The sequence below is a fragment of the Variovorax sp. S12S4 genome, assembly GCF_023195515.1.
In the GTDB taxonomy this organism is placed as follows: domain Bacteria; phylum Pseudomonadota; class Gammaproteobacteria; order Burkholderiales; family Burkholderiaceae_C; genus Variovorax.
Map to the genome: position 1 here is coordinate 4,437,781 of NZ_JALPKR020000002.1, position 16,219 is coordinate 4,453,999.

The 16,219-nt window shown below is 67.1% G+C and carries 12 protein-coding genes and 3 pseudogenes; 7 read left to right on the forward strand and 8 right to left on the reverse strand.

Annotated features, from left to right (window positions below; genetic code table 11):
* Position 1: 1 nt before the first annotated feature.
* Positions 2-946 (reverse strand): annotated as a pseudogene (locus M0765_RS21855) (bifunctional helix-turn-helix transcriptional regulator/GNAT family N-acetyltransferase); the annotation flags it as partial.
* 160 nt (positions 947-1,106) lie between these two features.
* Here M0765_RS21855 and M0765_RS21860 point away from each other — a divergent pair.
* Positions 1,107-3,506, forward strand: a complete 2,400-nt coding sequence (locus tag M0765_RS21860) for a YgiQ family radical SAM protein (RefSeq protein WP_258505882.1) — start codon at positions 1,107-1,109, stop codon at positions 3,504-3,506.
* Positions 3,507-3,513: 7 nt separating this feature from the next.
* Here M0765_RS21860 and M0765_RS21865 read toward each other — a convergent pair whose 3' ends face one another.
* Complete coding sequence (locus tag M0765_RS21865; protein WP_258505883.1) at positions 3,514-3,867, reverse strand: DUF1294 domain-containing protein; 354 nt, start codon at positions 3,865-3,867, stop codon at positions 3,514-3,516.
* A 197-nt stretch (positions 3,868-4,064) separates the two neighbouring features.
* On the opposite strand from M0765_RS21865, the gene M0765_RS21870 reads away from it, so the two are divergent.
* A complete protein-coding gene (locus M0765_RS21870; RefSeq protein WP_258505884.1) occupies positions 4,065-4,955 on the forward strand; it encodes a hypothetical protein in 891 nt (296 codons plus the stop codon).
* A gap of 232 nt (positions 4,956-5,187) precedes the next feature.
* Positions 5,188-7,200, forward strand: coding sequence for an esterase-like activity of phytase family protein (locus tag M0765_RS21875; RefSeq protein ID WP_258505885.1), 2,013 nt, complete (start codon positions 5,188-5,190; stop codon positions 7,198-7,200).
* Here M0765_RS21875 and M0765_RS21880 read toward each other — a convergent pair whose 3' ends face one another.
* Positions 7,201-8,079, reverse strand: a complete 879-nt coding sequence (locus M0765_RS21880; protein ID WP_258505886.1) for a CoA transferase — start codon at positions 8,077-8,079, stop codon at positions 7,201-7,203.
* A 146-nt stretch (positions 8,080-8,225) separates the two neighbouring features.
* On the opposite strand from M0765_RS21880, the gene M0765_RS21885 reads away from it, so the two are divergent.
* The gene (locus tag M0765_RS21885; RefSeq protein ID WP_258505887.1) at positions 8,226-9,128 is read left to right on the forward strand and encodes an SDR family oxidoreductase; all 903 of its coding nucleotides are present in this window, start codon (positions 8,226-8,228) and stop codon (positions 9,126-9,128) included.
* A gap of 70 nt (positions 9,129-9,198) precedes the next feature.
* A pseudogene (locus M0765_RS21890) lies at positions 9,199-9,806 on the forward strand (glutathione S-transferase).
* Position 9,807: 1 nt separating this feature from the next.
* Here the strand turns inward: M0765_RS21890 and M0765_RS21895 are convergent.
* Together M0765_RS21895 and M0765_RS21900 are read right to left on the reverse strand one after the other, a co-directional pair.
* Positions 9,808-10,197, reverse strand: a complete 390-nt coding sequence (locus M0765_RS21895) for a DUF488 domain-containing protein (RefSeq protein ID WP_258505889.1) — start codon at positions 10,195-10,197, stop codon at positions 9,808-9,810.
* 31 nt (positions 10,198-10,228) lie between these two features.
* Positions 10,229-12,081 (reverse strand): annotated as a pseudogene (locus M0765_RS21900) (PhoX family protein).
* Positions 12,082-12,175: 94 nt separating this feature from the next.
* Here M0765_RS21900 and M0765_RS21905 point away from each other — a divergent pair.
* Together M0765_RS21905 and M0765_RS21910 are read left to right on the forward strand one after the other, a co-directional pair.
* Positions 12,176-13,003: a crotonase/enoyl-CoA hydratase family protein gene (locus M0765_RS21905; RefSeq protein WP_258505891.1), complete on the forward strand. Its 828-nt coding sequence runs from the start codon at positions 12,176-12,178 to the stop codon at positions 13,001-13,003.
* Positions 13,004-13,250: 247 nt separating this feature from the next.
* Positions 13,251-13,562, forward strand: a complete 312-nt coding sequence (locus tag M0765_RS21910; RefSeq protein ID WP_126747326.1) for a hypothetical protein — start codon at positions 13,251-13,253, stop codon at positions 13,560-13,562.
* Between the two features lie 55 nt (positions 13,563-13,617).
* On the opposite strand, the gene M0765_RS21915 is transcribed toward M0765_RS21910, so the two are convergent.
* From M0765_RS21915 to M0765_RS21925, 3 genes are all read right to left on the reverse strand, one after another.
* Positions 13,618-14,760, reverse strand: a complete 1,143-nt coding sequence (locus tag M0765_RS21915) for a DSD1 family PLP-dependent enzyme (protein WP_258505892.1) — start codon at positions 14,758-14,760, stop codon at positions 13,618-13,620.
* Positions 14,761-14,875: 115 nt separating this feature from the next.
* On the reverse strand, positions 14,876-15,199 hold the full coding sequence (locus tag M0765_RS21920) for a hypothetical protein (protein WP_258505893.1): 324 nt from the start codon (positions 15,197-15,199) through the stop codon (positions 14,876-14,878).
* A gap of 65 nt (positions 15,200-15,264) precedes the next feature.
* On the reverse strand, positions 15,265-16,212 hold the full coding sequence (locus M0765_RS21925; protein WP_258505894.1) for a LysR family transcriptional regulator: 948 nt from the start codon (positions 16,210-16,212) through the stop codon (positions 15,265-15,267).
* Between the last annotated feature and the right edge of the window lie 7 nt (positions 16,213-16,219).

A 16,219-nucleotide genomic window follows, 5' to 3' on the forward strand; every position in this document is an offset into this window, starting at 1 on the left:
ACCACGTCTCGCCGACCAGCTGCTGGCCGAAGCCTTCGTAGGGCTCGGACCTGTCGAGCTTGAAGCCGCGCTTGGCGTAGATGGCACGGGCGGCCTCCAGGCAGCTGTTGGTCCAAAGCACCATCTTCCGGTAGCCCTTGGCCTTCGCAAAGGCAATGCATTCGTCGGTAAGCCGGCCGCCAAGCCCCAGGCCGCGTGCAGACGGTGCGAGCAAAAGCAGCCTCAACTGGGCCGTGGTGGGCGATTTGCGGACCACGAAGATCGCGCCCACCCGCTCGCCGTCGAGCTCCGCAATCCAGCACTTCTCCCACGCCGGTTGAAACTTGCGGACGAACTGGGCCACGATTTCGGCCACCAGCGCCTCGAACTCGCTGTTCCAGCCGTACTCGCGCGCATACAGCTCGCCGTGCTGCTGCACCACCCAGCCCATGTCGCCGGGCAACGGGTCGCGCAGCACGACGGTGCGGGTGCGCGCCGCAGGGGCGGAGGCCGGATCGAGCAGGCGCTCGAGGCGCGCCATGGCATCGACCACCTGCTGGCGGTCGTGCGGCGGCAACGGGGAGAGCAGGGCGGCCGCCTCGTCGCGCGACTTTTGTTGCAGCGGCGCAAATGCGGCGTGGCCCGCTTCGGTAAGGCGCAGCACGCTCTGCCGCGCATCGCGGGCATGGGGCTTGCGCGTGAGCCAGCCCTCGGCCTCGAAGCGGCGCAGGATGCGGCTCATGTAGCCGGCATCGAGCCGCAAGTCGCGGCCGATCTCGCTGGCCACGGGCGTTTCCCGGTGGGCCAGCTCGTACAGCACGCGAACGTCGGTCAGCGACATTTCGCTGCCGAGATAGGGGTCGAGCACCCCGATCCGGCCCGTATAAAAGCGGTTGAATTGGCGGATCGCCTTGACGGCGGCGGTATCTGGAGCTGGCAAAACGTTCGACATAGTTGCTATTGTCATATTTATGATTGACTTTGGCAACTAATTAAAGGCCTTGCTGCGGTCGCGCCAACGAGGCCAAACGCGACAGGGGTGCTGGAAAACCCTAAAATCCTGGGTTGCCCACTGCTGCGCCGAGCCCGCCAAGCCGCGCTGCCATATCGCTGCCATATCCCCATTGATGAACGCCCCTGTCGACGTCTCCTTTTTTGCGCGTGCCGCCAAGCCGCTGACCAGCTACCGCAAGTACTGGGCGGCCCGTTTCGGCACGGCCAAGTTCTTGCCGACCACGCGCAAGGAAATGGACGCGCTCGGCTGGGACAGCTGCGACATCATCGTGGTCACGGGCGACGCCTACGTCGACCACCCGAGCTTCGGCATGGCCGTGATCGGCCGCATGCTCGAGGCGCAAGGCTTCCGCGTGGGCATCATCGCCCAGCCCGACTGGCAGAGCGCCGAGCCCTTCAAGGCGCTGGGCAAGCCGAACCTGTTCTTCGGCGTGACCGCCGGCAACATGGATTCGATGATCAACCGCTACACGGCGGACCGAAAGATCAGAAGCGACGACGCCTACACGCCCGGCGACGTCGGCGGCGCGCGGCCCGACCGCGCGGCCATCGTCTATTCGCAGCGCTGCAAAGAAGCCTGGAACGACGTGCCGATCATCCTCGGCGGCATCGAAGGCAGCCTGCGCCGCATCGCCCACTACGACTATTGGTCGGACAAGGTGCGCCGCTCCGTCGTTGTCGACTCCAAGTGCGACCTGCTGCTGTATGGCAACGCCGAGCGCGCCATCGTCGAGATCGCGCACCGCCTGGCCGCCAAGGAGCCGGTGCAGCAGATCACCGACGTGCGCGGCACCGCATTCGTGCGGCGCGACACGCCCGAAGAGTGGTTCGAGATCAACTCCACCAGCGTGGACGAACCCGGCCGCGTCGAGGCCCACGTCAACCCATACCTGATGGTGTCGGAGCAGGCCAAGGCCAACGGCGCGACCTGTGCGAAGGAAGATGAGGCCCAGGCCGTGGCACAGGCCGCCGAAGCCGGCGCGGCGGCGAACCCGGTTAATCCGGCGATCAAGCCGCTGACCTTCGTGCCGAACCCCGCGCTCGCGCAGCGCACCAGAATCAAGGTGCCTCCGCGCGACCGCAGCGTGATTCGCCTGCCTTCGTACGAGCAGGTGCGCGCCGATCCGGTGCTCTATGCCCACGCCAACCGCGTGCTGCATCTCGAGACCAACCCCGGCAACGCCCGCGCGCTGGTGCAGGCGCACGGCGAGGGCGCCACGGCGCGCGACGTGTGGATCAACCCGCCGCCCATTCCGCTCACCACGGCCGAGATGGACTACGTGTTCGACCTGCCGTACGCACGCAGTCCGCATCCGCGCTATGCCGACGAAAACGGCAGCCACGACGGCCCGACCAAGATCCCCGCGTGGGAAATGATCCGCTTCAGCGTGAACATCATGCGCGGCTGCTTTGGCGGCTGCACCTTCTGCTCCATTACCGAGCATGAGGGCCGCATCATCCAGAGCCGCTCGGAAGAATCGATCATCAAGGAGGTCGAGGCCATTCGCGACAGCGTGAGCGGCTTTACCGGCACCATCTCCGACCTGGGCGGCCCTACGGCCAACATGTACCGGCTCGGCTGCAAGAGCCCCGAGATCGAGGCCGCCTGCCGCAAGCCCAGCTGCGTGTACCCGGGCATCTGCCAGAACCTGGGCACCAACCACGACCCGCTCATCAAGATCTACCGCCGCGCGCGTGCGCTCAAGGGCATCAAGAAGATCCTGATCGGCTCGGGCCTGCGCTACGACCTGGCCGTGCAGTCGCCCGAGTACGTGAAGGAACTGGTGCAGCACCACGTCGGCGGCTATCTGAAGATCGCGCCAGAGCACACCGAGCAGGGCCCGCTCACCAAGATGATGAAGCCCGGCATCGGCAGCTACGACAAGTTCAAGCAGATGTTCGAGAAGTTCTCGGCCGAGGCGGGCAAGAAGCAGTACCTTATTCCGTACTTCATTGCCGCGCATCCGGGCACCAGCGACGAGGACATGATGAACCTCGCGATCTGGCTCAAGAAGAACGGTTTCCGCGCCGACCAGGTGCAAACGTTCTACCCGAGCCCGATGGCCACGGCCACGACGATGTACCACACCAACAAGAACCCGCTGCGCAAGATCACGCGCGACAGCGAGACGGTGGACATCGTGCGCGGCGACAAGCGCCGCCGCCTGCACAAGGCCTTTTTGCGCTACCACGACGCCAACAATTGGCCGCTGCTGCGCGAGGCGCTGAAGAGCATGGGCCGCGCCGACCTCATCGGCAACGGCAAGCACCACCTCATTCCAACGTGGCAGCCGCTTACCGACGGCGGCTACACGAGCGCGCGGCGCAAGAACTCGACCACTGCGCCAGTGGCGGCCAAGGCATCGGCACCGGTCAGGCTCGCGCCCGTGAAGCCCTCGAAGGGCCGCATGCTCACCCAGCACACCGGCCTGCCGCCGCGCGACAACGGTTCGGCACCACCGCGTAAGGCTGCGGCCGGCCCGGTGCGCGGCAGCATTCGCAAGCCACGCTGAGCCGAGCTCAGCCCCCGAGCAGTCCGGCCGGCACCAGCTTGCCGACCCAGGCGGCCACGGCAGCGATATTCAGCAGCACGGTGGCCCAGTAGCCCGCCATGAAGCTCGCCTTGCGCGACTTGTGGCGAAAGAGCCGCTGCGCGCACCATGCGCCCGGCCATCCTCCCGCCAACGACAGCAGATGCAGCGTGCTCTCCGCGGTGCGCCAACGTCCGGCTTGCGCAGCGCTCTTGTCGAAACCGTAGACCGCGAAGGTCAGAAGGCTGATCACTAGCAGCACGCCCAAGGCAAGCGGAGGCAGGCGTGCGGTCCATACGCCGTAGCCGAGCAGGGCCACATAACCCAGGAGCAGCAGGCTCATCGGCAGCATCGACGACGAGGAGGAGGGCGCAGCCCCGCTGCGTCGTCGCGAATCGGCTGCGGTGCGGCCTGCATTCGGCGATGCGGGAGCTTGGCGCTTCACGGTTTGCAGACTGAAAGAGAAGGATGCATGCCGGGATTCTCGCCGCCCGTTGTATCGTGTGGCCCCATGAGTACTTTGTTCTCTCCGCCGGTTTCATGGTTGCGAGCCCTGGCGGGGGCATTCTGTTCGCCACTTCAGTGCATGCGTTGGCGGCGCCTTCCGAATCTCCATCTGCATCGGCCAGCGCTTCGGCTGAAGCGCTGCGCGCTACGCACCAGCGCATGAAGGGCAAGCTCGAGCGCAGCGGCTTCGGAAGGCCCATTCAGCTCGATTCGCTGGAAACGCCGGGCGGGCTGCAGGGCGACATCTACGCGGTGGTGGACCACTCGCTGCCGGAGATCAGCGCTGCGCTCAAGGAGTCGTCCCACTGGTGCGAACTGCTCAAGCTGCATGTCAACAATCGCCGATGCCGCGCGGGCACCACGCCGCAGGGGCAGGACATGCTGACGCTGTTTGTCGTGCGGCGCTACGACAAGCCGGTCGATCAGGCGTTTCAGCTGCCCTTCATCTATCGCGTGGCCAACGCAACGCCGGAGTACCTGTCGGTCGAGATGAACGCCGCCAGCGGGCCGCTGGGCACGAGCAACTACCGCGTCACGCTCGAAGCGGTGGCGCTCGACGAGAAAAAGAGCTTCCTGCATTTTGGCTACAGCTACGACCACAACATGATGGTTCGCATGGCCACGCAGGCGTACCTGGCCACCTTCGGCCGCAACAAGGTGGGCTTTACCGTGGTGGGCAAGGAGGCCGATGGGCAGCCCGAGTACATCCGCGGCGCGCGCGGGCTGGTGGAGCGCAATGCGATGCGCTACTTTCTGACGCTCGACACGTACCTCTCTTCGGAAGCGGGCGCGCCGGCCGAGCGCCGCGAGCGCTCCTGGTTCGCTGCGGCCGAGCAGTATCCGCGGCAGCTGCACGAGATCGAACTCGAAACCTACCTTGCGATCAAGCGCGAGGACCGCGAACGCGACGGCACAAAGCGCTAAGAGGCACTGAAGGGGCGCTGGAAAAGCGAACCCGCCGCAACCTTTCGACTGCAATTTCACGGACTTGTCATCTGCCTCGGCGCTAATCGCCGGGGCCTGCGCCTTTGCGCGGGCGCTTCACAAGGACAAGCAATGCGGAAGACAAGAGGATCGAGGATGGGTTGGCTGGCGCTCGCAGGTGCCAGCGTGCTGTTGGGTGCCTGCGGCGGCAGCGGCGGCGGGGGAGCGGCGGATGGGCGTTTCCCCCGCGTCCGGCGGCGGGGGCGGCGGCGGTGGCGCCACGAATCCACCGGCCGCTCAGTCGAAGACCGGCACCTTCCTCGATTCGGCGGTCGAAGGCCTGGACTACGTTGCCGGCAGCGCCGCCAAGGCCGCCACCAATGCGGCGGGCGAATTCACCTGCAAGGACGGCGAGACCGTTGTCTTCAGCGTCGGTGCGCTCGCGCTCGGCAGTGCCGCCTGCGGCGACGCGATCACCCCGTTGACCCTGGCCGGTGGCACCGACGTAAAGGCCGATGCCGTCGTCAACCGCCTGCTCGCGCTGCAGAGCTTCGACGAGGATCGCGATCCTTCGAATGGCATTCGCCTGACTCCGGCGCTGAAGGCCGCGCTTATGGCCGGGTCCATCGATTTCAGCGCCGCGGCCGCAAGCTTCGACACCGCTCTCAACGCGGTGCTCGCGGGCCTGCCTGCTCCCTACAATGCCCGCATGGTCGATTCAAGCCGCCGCACGCTGGCGCGTGAGCACTTCGAAGACACGCTGGCTTCGCGCCTCGGCGCGCCGGTGACCGAAACCTCGACGCAAACCAACGTGCTCGGCACCATCGGCATCGACGTCACGCGCTACCAGCTGCAGGCCGATGCCAGCTTCAACGTGCCCTACGAGGGCGACAACGAGAAGACCAAGGCCGACTTTCCCGCGGGCTTCCTGCCGGCCTACGGGTCGGGCCTGGCGTTCAAGGGCAAGGCCGACGACGGCACGCTCGAGTTCTATGCCATTACCGACCGCGGCCCGAACGGCGACGGCCCGACCGCACCTGTGCCCAACGGCGGCGGCGCGACCAGCATCAGCAAGGTGTTTCCCGCGCCGTCGTTCGCGCCGAGCTTCGGCATCGTGCGCATCGGCAAGACGGGTGCGGTGCTCTCGTCGAGCCTGCCGCTCAAGCTCGATGCCGGCAAGAAGATCACCGGCCTGCCGCCGCAGTCGGGCGTGGGCTCGACGGGTGAAACGCCGCTGACCGACCGCTACGTGTTCGATGCCGCCAAGGCCAACTACGACGCCAACGGCCTCGACCCTGAGACGATGGTGCTCGACAAGGCGCGCAACGTGCTGTGGACCAGCGACGAGTACGGCCCGTTCATCGCACGCATCAACATCGCAACGGGCGTGATCGAGAAGAAATACGCCCCCGGCAACGGCGCCGCCGACCTGCCGCTGGTGCTCGCGCAGCGCCGCGCCAACCGCGGCATGGAAGGGCTGACGCTCGACGCGGCAGACGGCAAGCTGCACGGTTTCCTGCAGAGCCCGATCGATCCGAAGGACGGCGCGGGCAAGTCGATCCAGGCCACGCCGCCGGGCGGAAGCAAGACCGATGTGCGCCACATCGCGAAGTTCACGCGCTGGCTCGCATTCGATCCGGCCACCGAGACGTCGAAGCTCTACGCTTACCCGATCGACGGCAGCCAGTACGACAAGAACCGCACCGGCAACGCCAAGCTCGGCGACGTGGTGAGCCTGGGCAACGGCCGCTTCATCGTGATCGAGCAGGGTGCGCGCAAGAGCGACGGCAAGGTGTTCAACAAGCTCATGCTGGTCGAGCTGCCGGCCAATGCGACCGACATTGCGGGCTTCGACCACAACCTGGAAATCAGCAGCATCACGCAGGCGCCTTCGGGAGCCGCTGACTACTCTGCGGTGGTGACCATGCGCAAGACCGAGCTGCTCGACCTCAACGCGCTGGGCTGGCTGGCCGAAAAGGCCGAGGGCCTGACCGTGGTGGACGACCAGACCCTGGCATTGGTGAACGACAACGACTTCGGCCTGAGCACGATCCTGCTCGATGCCGACGGCAAGCCTGTTGCAGGCAGCGTCGAGGATTGCACGGTGGATGCCACCGGCGCGATCATTGCCAAGTGCCCGGCGGGCGTGACGGGCGCGCGCATTACGCGCGGCAGCGATCTGGAACGGCCGGTGCGCATCTGGCTCATCAAGCTCGATCGCAAGCTGAGCGAACTGCGCCTTTGATCAGTCGGCGAGCGTGAGCAGTGGCACGTCGCGCTCGCGCGCCATGGCTTCGAGCTGTGCGCGGGTGCGTGTGCCAATCCATGCGGCAATGCCCTCGTGCGTGGATGCGGCGAACATGTCGCGCGAAGCCACGCCGGCGGCTTCGCAGAGGCGCTCCGCAAAGTGCGGCTCCAGCGCGGCAACCGCCACGCGTCCGTCCGCGCAGGGATACACGCGGTAGCCCGCGTGCGCGCCGCCCACGGCGCCCTGGGGCCGGGTGAGGCCCCAGGTGCGCGGCAGCGCCAGCCAATCGGCCGATGCATTGAGTGCCACCTCGAGGTACACGCCGCTCGCCTTGGCCGCGGACCGGGCATGCAACGTGGCCTGCAGCACTGCTTCACTCGCGAGCAGGGCGCCGCCCATGTCGGCGTAGAGCGTGGGCGGCAGTTCAGTGCCGGTGACCAGGCCGCTTTCCGCAACGTAGGTGAGATCGTGGCCCGGCTCCTCGGCACGCTCGCCGGGGGCGCCGACGATGGCGACCTGGGACAGCGACGGATGGCGCGCCTGCAGCGATGCCCAGTCGAGCTTCAGCTTGACGAGCGCTGAAGGCCGGAAAGAGGTGAGCAGCACGTCCGTGCGCGAGAGTTCGGCGTGCAGCTGTTGCTGGCCGGCTTCGGTCTTCAGGTCGGCCGTGCGAACCTCGATGCCCTCGTGCAGCGCGGCGTACGCGGCCTTGTCGTAGAGCGCCATCGGGTCGCGGGCGGGCGGTTCGAACTTCAGGCAGGTGGCACCCATGCCGCGGCAGCGCAGCAGTGCCGCGGGGCCCGGCAGGTTGAGCGCAAGGCTCAGCACACGCACGCCGGCGAGCGATTGGAAAGACGAAGCAGCGGGGCTTTGCATGGTCATGTATCCGGTGATCAGGGCGAAGGACATTTTTACCCGCGCAGAGCCAGATTTCGCAAGCCATGGCATTTGCCGGCGGCGTAGCATGCGCCATGGCGGCGCCGCGCCTTGCCGCTCTGTTGCAACCACCAAGGAGATTCACCATGTTTGAAGCTTCCCTCATGAGCGGCCAGCGCATTCTCGTGACAGGTGGTGGCACCGGCCTCGGCCGTGCGATGGCCGAGCGCTTTCTGGGGCTGGGGGCCGACGTTGCAATCTGCGGCCGGCGCCACTCGGTCTGCGAAGAAACCGCTGCAGAGTGGCGCCAGCAGTTTCCCGGGCGCCGCATCGACACCTTCGGCGTGGACATCCGCATTGCGCAAAACGTGGACGAGATGGTCGAGAGCCTCTTCCAGAGCGGCGGCCTCACGGGGCTCGTCAACAACGCGGCGGGCAACTTCGTGGCCCCGACCGAAAGCCTCTCGCCACGCGCTTTCGACGCCATTGCCAACATCGTTTTTCACGGCAGCTTCTACGTCACGCAGGCCGTGGGCAAGCGCTGGGTGGCCGAAGCGAAGGCCGGCAAATGGAAGGAGGGCGACGCGCTGCGCAGCGTGATGAGCATCATCGTGACCTGGGTGGACAACGGCAGCCCCTACGTGGTGCCTTCGGCCATGAGCAAGGCCGGCATCGAAGTCATGACCAAGTCACTGGCGGTGGAGTGGGCGCGCCACGGCATTCGCCTGAACGCCGTGGGGCCGGGCGAAATTCCGACCGAGGGCATGAGCAAGCGCCTGAACCCCGGCGAGGAACCCGGCGCGCGCAGCAAGAAGACCAACCCGATGGCGCGCACCGGCCGCATGAGCGAACTGCAGAACCTGGCGGCCTTTCTCATGGCGCCGGGCCAGTGCGACTGGCTCACCGGCCAGAGCATCATGATGGACGGCGGCAACGCGCTGGCCACGGGCGGCAACTTCTACGAGCTGCGCCAATGGAGCGATGACGACTGGCAGGCCGCGCGCGAGCGCATCGAGGCGCAGAACCAGAAGGACAAGGCGCAGCGCTGACGGGCCCACCCTGCCGCCGGCAGCCGATCGCGCGGTATCGTTGCGCCATATCAACCAGGAATAAAAGCAGATGCAACTCATCGGCATGCTCGATTCGCCCTATGTCCGCCGCGTGGCTGTCTCGCTGCGGCTGCTCGGGCTTTCGTTCCAACACCGGTCGATTTCGGTCTTCAGCACCTTCGAGCAGTTTCGGGAGATCAATCCCGTGGTCAAGGCACCGACCTTGGTGTGCGACGACGGCACGCTGCTGATGGATTCCACGTTGATCATCGACTACGCCGAAACGCTCACCGGCCGCAGCCTCATGCCTTCCGGACTCGCGCAACGGCAGCATGCGCTGAAGGTGCTCGGCTTGCGCTGGCGGCGTGCGAGAAGTCGGTTCAGATCGTCTATGAGCGCAAGCTGCGCCCACCGGAAAAGCAGCACGCGCCATGGGTCGACAGGGTACGAGGCCAGCTTGGTGCGGCTTACGCAGGGCTCCAGGCCGAGCTGCGGAAGCTGCCTGCGCCCAGCGCCGAAGGCACCATCGGGCAGGCCGCGCTGACAAGCGCCGTGGCATGGAGCTTCACCCAGCTGGTGCTCCCGGACGTGATTGCGCCGGCCGATTACCCCTCGCTCGCAGCCTTTGCGGCCGATGTGGAAAAGCTGCCGGCGTTCGTGGCTCTTCCACAGGTCTGAATCAGTTCGCGAAGTCCGCCCCGCGCTCGGCCAGCAGGGCGCGCAGCAGCGAGCGATGGCAGCGCGACTCGTCTTCGCAATAGCAGCCCACCGAAAGCGCCGTGCTGTGCGAGAGCGCCGCCAGCAGGTCGAGGCTGCGGCTCGCGTCGGCCTCGGCCATCTCGGCCTTGTACTTGCGCATGAAGGCGTTCCATTGCGCGGGCGTTTCCGCCTCCTGGCCGAGCTTCATGGTCTCGGCCGAAGGTGCAAGGTTCGGGTACCACACGTCGTACCAATCTTGCGAGGCGAACTCGGTCTTGGGAACGCCGCGCGGCGGACGGCGCACGGTGCCGATGCGCAGGCCTTCGCCGTGGGCGCGCGGTGTGCCGAGGCGAACGATGCGAATGCTCATGCAGGGTCTCCTTCCTTTTTTTTGGACGGCTTCAGGTGCCGACGATACCGCCGTCGCACCGGCGAATGGCCAGCGTGGCCGAGCGTGGGCGTGCGCTGCCTGGCTCGGTGCCGTCGGGCCAGGCGCTGGTCGGCGTTCCGCTGCCGTCGTCGCGCGATTCGCCCGGGTGCTGGATGTTGACGAACAGCGTGCGCCGGTCGGGCGTTACCACGCAACCCGTCACCTCGCTGCCGTTCGGGGCGGTCAAGAAGCGCTTGATGTGGCCCGTCGCCGGATCGGCGCACAGCATCTGGTTGTTGCCGAGCGAGGCATAAGGCGGCTTGCCGATGAGCTGGCCGCTCATGTCGGTCTGGATCCAGAGCAGGCCGCCGCTGTCGAAGTGCAAGCCGTCGGGGCTGCCGAAGATGTCCGCCTGGCCGGAGGGATAGCGCGCGCCGCTCTCCGTTTGTGCCGGGTCGCCGGCGAGCGCGAAGTGGTCCCAGTCGAAGCTTTCGCTGCCCGCATCGCCGCCGTCCTCGCGCCACCGCAAGATGCCGCCGAAGAGGTTGCCGGCGCGCGGATTGGCTGCGTCCGGCGCGGGCTTGCCGGGCTCGCCGCGCTGGCTGTTGTTGGTGAGCGTGGCGTACACCTCGCCGGTTTGCGGGTGCACCGCAATCCATTCCGGGCGGTCCATGCGGGTGCCGCCCACCACGTCGCCTGCCAGCCGGGCGTGGATCAGCACCTCGGCCTGGTCGGCAAAGCCGCCCGCCGCATCGAGGCCGTTGCGCCCGTGGACGAGTTCGAGCCATCGGCCGCGGCCGTCGGCGTCGAACCGGGCGACGTAGAGCGTGCCTTCGTCGAGCAGACGGCTGTTGGCGGCACTGCCGCCGCTGGGCAAAACCTTTCCGTGGCTCACGAACTTGTAGATGTATTCGAACCTCGCATCGTCGCCCATGTAGACCACAAGGCGCCGGTCCTTGGCGAGTGTGCAGGTGGCGCTTTCCTGGCGCTTGCGGCCGAGCGCCGTGCGCTTGACGGGCTTGGCCGCGGGATCGAAGGGATCGATTTCGACCACCCAGCCGAAGCGGTGGGCCTCGTTCGGATGCCGGCTCATGTCGAAGCGTTCGTCGAAGCGCCAGTAGTCCACCCAGTGCGAGCCCGGCACCGTGCCGTAGCGGCGCTGCGCGGGTGTGAGGTCCTTGGCCGCTTCCTTGGGGCCGCCGAAGTAGCCATGAAAGTTTTCTTCGCAGGTCAGGTAGGTGCCCCATGGCGTCACACCCATCGCGCAGTTGGCGAAGGTGCCGAACACCTCGTCACCGGCGGGGTTGGCCTGTGTGCGCATCAGCGGCGTACCCGCTGCGGGGCCCGCAATGCGCATGGGCGTGTTGCCGTGCACGCGGCGGGCATAGGGCGACGGGCGCACCTGCCGCCAGCCATCGCGCGTGCGCCGGATTTCGATGACCGACACACCCATGGCATGCAGCGACTTGCGCACCTTCTCGGCGGTCCATTCCTTGATGCCGTCCGCGTGGAGCAATTGCTCGTCGGTGTATTCGTGGTTCATCACGAGCAGTGCACGGTCCGGCGCTGCAAGCGCAAAGAAGTGCATCCCGTCGTGGTGCATGCCCGCCTGCAGTGCCTGGTCGGCCGCGCTGTGGGAGCCATCGGGCGCAAAGGCCGGCATCGGCTGGCCCTTCACTCCGGTGGGCGTGCCCCACGGATAGAGCAGCTGCCATTCGTATTCCGGCGGCACCACGACCGCGTCGCGCAGCGAAGCGGGCACGGCGGTGAAGCCGAGCATGGCCGGCTCGTTGGGGCTGGGGATGCGTGGGCACCGCTTCGGTGGAGCAGCGCCACCACGGCGGCGGCGCCCGATTGCAGAAAGATCCGGCGATCCAGGGGCATGGGTCGAAGCAGGTGTTGGGGGCGACAGGCGCCATCATCGCCGAGCGCCCGCACCGGGCGATACTGGCGCGAAGAAAACCGAAGGAGACAAGACATGGCCGACCGAATCGAATGGACCCGCCACCCCGACGGCGTGGTGGAACTGCAGCTTGCGCGCACCGACAAGATGAACGCGCTCGACCCCGCGATGTTCGACGCGCTGATCGAGGCCGGCGAATCCTTGCGCCGTGATGCCGCGGTGCGCGCCGTGGTGATCTCGGGCCAGGGCAAGGCGTTTTGCGCCGGGCTCGACATGGCTTCGTTCGAGCGCATGGGGCAGGGCGCCGCGAGTGCCGTGCTGGGCGCCGCGGCCGGCGGCACCGACCTGGCCACCCGGACCCACGGCATTTCGAACGCGGCCCAATACGTGGCGATGGTCTGGCGCGAAGTGCCGGTGCCGGTCATCGCGGCCGTGCATGGCGTGGCTTTTGGCGGCGGCCTGCAGGTGGCACTGGGCGCCGACATCCGCATCGTGGCGCCGGATACCAAGCTTTCGGTGATGGAGATCAAGTGGGGCCTGGTGCCCGACATGGGCGGCATGGTGCTGATGCGTGAACTCGCCCGGAGCGACGTGGTGCGCGAGCTCACCTTCACCGGGCGCATCTTCTCGGGCGAGGAGGCGCTGCGGCTTGGCTTTGCCACCCGGCTGGCCGCCGAACCGTTGGCCGAAGCCCTTCAGATGGCGCGCGACATCGCGGGCAAGAGCCCCGACGCCATCCGGGCAGGCAAGCGCCTGCTCAACGCCGCGCTGTCTCAAAGCGCGGCCGATCTGCTGGTTGCCGAGTCGGTGGAGCAGCGCGCGCTGATCGGCAGCGCAAACCAGACCGAGGCGGTCAAAGCCAACATGGAGCGGCGGCCGCCCCGATTCAACGCAGCCGCCTGACTGCATCGCCGCGGCAGAAAACCCCTGTGTTTTTCGCCTTTGGCCGCTAAAAGCGGCCAATTTCGGTTGCGGCTGGGTCTTGACTGTAAGAATTAAGCGTTCTTCCCGAGGACTGGTCGCCGCGAGGACAAACATGACCTTTGTGTGACTAAGGTCACGTCTTGGTTGGGATTAAGGGTTCGGAAGGGTGGCTGATTCAGTCACATTCCTTAACAATTAATCCTTTTGACTGCGACGGCGATCCTGCATGTCGACCACGTTTTTCTGCAATCTCAGTGTGCCCATCCTGGTGGGCGAGGATCGCTACAAGTACATCCCTGTCGTCGGCGTCTTCCGAAGCATTCCGTTCGAGCAAATAGACGAGTGGGTAATGCACCCCGACGGCAAGCCCCGGAGCGACCGCGAGCTCGCGGCCGAAGTTCTTGTCGAGATCCGCGTACCGCCCGAAATGAGCGGAAGCGCTGCTGCGCGCGCGTTCGACGTTGCGGACATCCTGCAGCTGGACCGCGCGGCGGCGATCGTGGTGTCTACCTATCTGGCGGCGCTGCCGAGGGTTTGACCGCCCGCTCGGCGATGCTTCGCCATTGCCTCAGCCCGGAGCCGCAGCGCCAACCCTAGTGCCTGCCGCGCGCATCCACCGGCCAGATGGCCACCAGGGTGTCGCCATCGACCACGTGGTAGGCGTCGTGCAGGTTGACCGTCGGGTCGCAATGCGGGGTGACGAACTCGACACGCTCCCCCAACGCTGGCCGCGCCGCGGCGAACAGCAGTTTGCCGTGCTCGTCGCCAAAGAACGCGTAGCGGCTCGCCGGGTCGGCGCCGCGCGCCACCAGCGGCACGCCGGCGTCGGTGGCAAAGCACTTGGTGCCGCCATCGACCGTGACCCAATCCGCCGCATTGGCGCTCACCACCGCCGTCTGCACGAACAGGGACACCTCGAAAGGCGAGGGCTGCCCTGGGGCGCCAAGCACCTCGGTGTATTCCGCGTCCATGAAGACATAGGAGCCCGCCTGCAACTCGGTGAATGCGTCGCGCTGCGCGTCGAGGTCGTGCGTGCCCGTGCCGGCGCCCGTCACGATCTCGAAATGAATGCCCTCCTGCCTGGCCTGCGCGACGATCCTTGCAACGGTTTCTCGCAGGCCGGCAGCCGCGGCGCTGCGCTCTTCTCGGTCAACAATGTGCTGCAGGTTGCCGGCGTAGGCCTGCAAGCCGCGCAGCTTGAGGCGCGGCTCGTCCGCGATCCGGCGCGCCAGGTCGAGCACCTGCGCTTCGGTTGCGGCGCCGGTGCGGTTGTAGCCCGCGCCGTAGTCGACCAGCACCTCGAGCGGGTGCGGCAGCCCGAGCGTGGCGGCGGCAAGGTCCGCGGCATTGCGCGGGTCGTCCACCACCACCATCATTCCGCCGGGGCCCGCGAGCCTGGCAAGCTTGACCACCCGCGCAATCTTGCTCGGCGTCACGGCGGGCGAGGTGATCAGCACATCCGGAATGCCCGCCTTGACCATGACCTCCGCCTCGCCCAGCGTGACGCAACTCACGCCGATGGCGCCCGCGGCCACCTGGCGCCGCGCAATCTCCACCGACTTGTGCGTCTTCACGTGCGGGCGCAGGCCCACGCCGCGCGCCTTGGCAAAGGCGGCCATGCGCTCGATGTTGCGCATGAGAGCGCCCAGGTCGAGCAGGAGCGCGGGTGTATCGAGCGATTGCCGGCCGCCGGCCAGGCCGATCAGCGGCGTGTTGACTTGCGTATCAGGGAGCATGGGAAACCTTCGTATGCAGAGTTCAGGGTGCGCGCGCCAGGCACGAGGCAGGCGAAATGATCGCATCGAAAAGCCGCTTGCGGTACTGCGCGCAGCGGCTGAAAAAGAGTGTCGCTCAGTCGGCCCGTGACGGCGCCCGGTGCTCCGAGCGCCCCGGCCGCCCCGAGCGCCTGAGCGCCAGCCACCAGAGCAGCGCCGCATTGACGGCCCAGCCACCCGCGAGCAGGAGCAGCGCCGTCTGCGCAACGCCCGGTTCGAGATCGAGCGTCAGCAGGGCCAGCGACCATGGCAGCGCCCCCGCAATGGCCGCCAGCATGGCCAGTTCGTTTGCGGGAAAGGCGGCGGACGACACCACGCACACCACGCCCACCGTGGAGTAGGCGAGCGCGCCAATGCGCCACCAGGAGGGGAAGGGCGGCCGACGGTCTGTGGTGTCCATGTGGCAACGATTGCAGGCACCCGCAGTGTGCCGCGACAGCCGCCTGCGCGAAGCGATGTAAGTCTTCAGGCGATGCCTGCCGAGCCAGGGTCGCTTTTGTTCCCCAGGCGCGCGAAGGCGTCGGACAGGCAATCCACGAACACGCGTATGCGCGAAGAAAGCTGATGCCGTTGCGCGTACACGGCGTAGATGTCCGCGCCGGGCGTGCGGTACTGCGGCAGCACCTGCACGAGGCGGCCGCCCGCGAGATACCGCTCGATGTCCCATTCGGCCCGCATGACGATGCCATGGCCGTCCAGCGCCCAGCGCACCGCAATCTCCCCGTCGTTGGTGGTCAGCGCGCCGCGGACCTTGATGGTCTCGGTCTGTTCGCGGCGGCCTTTTCCGCTGGAAAGGCGCCACACCCCATAGGCGTCGTTGCCCTGGCGAATTCCGATGCAGTCATGGCGCGCCAGGTCGCTCGGAACCACCGGCATTCCGCGCTGGGCCAGGTACTTGGGCGAGGCGCACAGCAGCCGCCGGTTCGGCGCCAGGCGCTTGGCGATCACTCTCGCGTCCGGCGGCTCGCCGAAGCGCACGCAGACGTCGAAGGCATCATCCGTCAATGGCGGCGGGTCGGCGGACAGCTGCAATTGCACCTCCACGTCGGGACACAGCCGGCTGTAGCGCGAGATCACCGGTGCCACATGCATGCGGCCGAATCCCAGGGTCGCGTTCACCCGCAGCAGGCCCTTCGGCGACCCTCTGCCCTTGGCCAGGAGCTGGTCGAGGTCGTCGAGCTCGCCGAGGATGCGGCGCGCATGCTCCAGGAACACCTCGCCCTCGGGCGTCAGGCTCATGCGCCGCGTGGTGCGGTTCACGAGCGGCATGCGAAGCCGTTGCTCCATTTGCGAAAGCCGCTTGCTCACCGCCGGCGTGGACACCCCCAGGTTGCGCGCCGCGGCGCTCAAGCTGCCGCCGGTAGCAATCTGCACGAAAAAGCCCAATTCGGAGGGCTGGATGCCGTGGCTCATGGTCGAT

Coding starts and splice junctions, on each gene's coding strand:
- M0765_RS21860 (WP_258505882.1), top strand. CDS start 1,107: ATGAACGCCCCTGTCGACGTCTCCTTTTTTGCGCGTGCCGCCAAGCCG.
- M0765_RS21865 (WP_258505883.1), bottom strand. CDS start 3,867: ATGAGCCTGCTGCTCCTGGGTTATGTGGCCCTGCTCGGCTACGGCGTA.
- M0765_RS21870 (WP_258505884.1), top strand. CDS start 4,065: ATGGTTGCGAGCCCTGGCGGGGGCATTCTGTTCGCCACTTCAGTGCAT.
- M0765_RS21875 (WP_258505885.1), top strand. CDS start 5,188: ATGGGCGTTTCCCCCGCGTCCGGCGGCGGGGGCGGCGGCGGTGGCGCC.
- M0765_RS21880 (WP_258505886.1), bottom strand. CDS start 8,079: ATGCAAAGCCCCGCTGCTTCGTCTTTCCAATCGCTCGCCGGCGTGCGT.
- M0765_RS21885 (WP_258505887.1), top strand. CDS start 8,226: ATGTTTGAAGCTTCCCTCATGAGCGGCCAGCGCATTCTCGTGACAGGT.
- M0765_RS21895 (WP_258505889.1), bottom strand. CDS start 10,197: ATGAGCATTCGCATCGTTCGCCTCGGCACACCGCGCGCCCACGGCGAA.
- M0765_RS21905 (WP_258505891.1), top strand. CDS start 12,176: ATGGCCGACCGAATCGAATGGACCCGCCACCCCGACGGCGTGGTGGAA.
- M0765_RS21910 (WP_126747326.1), top strand. CDS start 13,251: ATGTCGACCACGTTTTTCTGCAATCTCAGTGTGCCCATCCTGGTGGGC.
- M0765_RS21915 (WP_258505892.1), bottom strand. CDS start 14,760: ATGCTCCCTGATACGCAAGTCAACACGCCGCTGATCGGCCTGGCCGGC.
- M0765_RS21920 (WP_258505893.1), bottom strand. CDS start 15,199: ATGGACACCACAGACCGTCGGCCGCCCTTCCCCTCCTGGTGGCGCATT.
- M0765_RS21925 (WP_258505894.1), bottom strand. CDS start 16,212: ATGAGCCACGGCATCCAGCCCTCCGAATTGGGCTTTTTCGTGCAGATT.